The following is a 1,908-nucleotide window of genomic DNA, read 5'->3' as shown; positions in this document are numbered from 1 at the left end:
AGCCGTGAATGGAAGGGATACATCTACTTCCACCAGCAGGACACTGAAAGCCTCGCTGAAAGCGGCGGCACCTACGTTGGTTTCGGCTCCTTCCTCGCCTACCCCAGGGACGAAAATGAATGGAACGCGCTGAGCGATGCGCAGAAGGAAGAGATCAGTGCCCTTCACAAGAAGCTCTCCGTGGAGCTCATGAAGGACACTATTATCCCCGTACTGGAGAAGCACGGTCTGAGCGTGGAGTGGAAGGGGAATTTCGATACTCGCCCGTTCATTGGGGGAGTGGAAGTCTACAACATTCCCTAACCGCTGGTTAGCTGAACCGGATGGGTGCCTCGGTGTAGCTTGTAGCAGGGGAGAGAGACTCTCAATGCTAAGAAAGTTTATGAGGAAAATAAGCTGAGAGCGTGAGAATAGACATCACAGTATCTCAGTCAGGGTATTAACTAGCCGATAAGGCACCCATTCGGTAGGCTAGACGGGTAGCGCGGTACGTCCACACTAGAGATAAGACAGAACCTATCCATGTGATAGGAACTGATTGACATAGCTTTCAGCTGCATATACGGCAGGAAGCTAAAGCTCTAGAACACCCCATAGGGGATAAGAACAACCCCGGGCAGGGGAGAGTCAGGTCATCTGAAGCTTTACGGATGGGCGCTCACTCCAACCGGAGTAGGCTAGAAGAAGTGGACGAACCGCCACCCATATTCCCAACCAAAGGAGCAGGCATGTCGACCGACGCCCGCGAAAAAGCCCGCCAGATTGCGGCCCAGCAGGCTAAGAAGAGCCCCAGCCAGGCAAGCCGCCGCTGGCTCCAGTTCGGCGTACTCGCCGTGGTCCTCGTCATCGTAGGTATCATCGGCTTCGTCGTAGTCAACGGCAACAAGAACACCCAGGTAGCAGAAAGCGGCCCGGTGCCCTCCAGCGCCAACGAATACGGCGGTATTGTGCTGACCAAGGACGGCATCGTCCAGAATTCCTCCACCCAGGAGACCCGCGACTTCAAGCAGCTCGTAACCTCGACCTCCTCCGTGACCCCCATGGTTAACGGAACCGCCGCAGCAGTCAACACCCTGCCCCCGGGCGTGCAGACCGCTGAAGAGGCAGCCAAGAACGGCCAGCCCGTACGTGTGACCATTTTCCAGGACTACAACTGCGTGCACTGTGCAGAGTTCGAGAAGAAGTACGGCGAAGAGATTCAGAAGCTCGTCGAAGACGGCACCATCACCCTGGAAATCCGCAACCTGACCTTCCTGGACCGCTCCTCGCCCACCGCATACTCCGCACGTAACGCGGCAGCTGCATACTCCGTGGCAAACCAGGTGAGCACCAGCAACTTCCTGAACTACCAGCGTGAGATTTTCTCCCACCAGGGTAGCGGCGACATGAACAACCAGCAGATCGCCGACATTGCCTCTAAGTACGGTGCGTCCATCGGCTCCGATATGAACGATGGCAAGTGGCGCCCCTTCGTAGACGTGGTCAACGCTGAATCCGCAAAGAACGGCATTCAGGGTACCCCCACCGTCTTCGTTGATGGCGAGCAGTACACCAGCAACGACTTCAGCACCTTCCTGAAGCAGAAGATTGAAGCAAAGAAGAAGTAACCTCTTTGATTCGAAAACCCGGTAACCTCCACGCGAGGCTACCGGGTTTTTCTATACGCAGTGATGAGCTCGAGGGGCTGGTCAGCAGCAAGCAGAAGTGGTGCTCTCAAAGGGTGCAACGAAGGAAATGATCGCATCAGACAGGCATAATCTAGAAGCATTCTCAGCGCAAACTGCAAAAGGAACGCTAAGCAGATTCAACCAAGAGAATAGGGTACACTGGACAAGTTGCCTCCTTAGCTCAGTTGGCCAGAGCATCTGTCTTGTAAACAGAGGGTCACCGGTTCGAATCCGGTAGGGG

The 1,908-nt window shown here is 55.2% G+C and carries 1 protein-coding gene and 1 pseudogene; both read left to right on the top strand.

Features of this window, described 5'->3' with window-relative positions:
* Positions 1-303 (top strand): annotated as a pseudogene (locus tag Q0216_RS02785) (cAMP-binding protein); the annotation flags it as partial.
* Positions 304-728: 425 nt separating this feature from the next.
* Entirely contained in the window at positions 729-1,607 is an 879-nt protein-coding gene (locus Q0216_RS02780; protein WP_298592751.1) for a thioredoxin domain-containing protein, read from the top strand.
* Positions 1,608-1,908: the final 301 nt, after the last annotated feature.

Origin of the sequence: uncultured Rothia sp., from assembly GCF_937976295.1 — a bacterium.
Taxonomy (GTDB): Bacteria; Actinomycetota; Actinomycetes; order Actinomycetales; family Micrococcaceae; genus Rothia.
This window is presented reverse-complemented; position numbering and strand designations above follow the sequence as displayed.

What these genes read in the sequence shown, in the direction of transcription:
- Q0216_RS02780 (WP_298592751.1), top strand. Translation starts at nt 729, where the DNA reads ATGTCGACCGACGCCCGCGAAAAAGCCCGCCAGATTGCGGCCCAGCAG.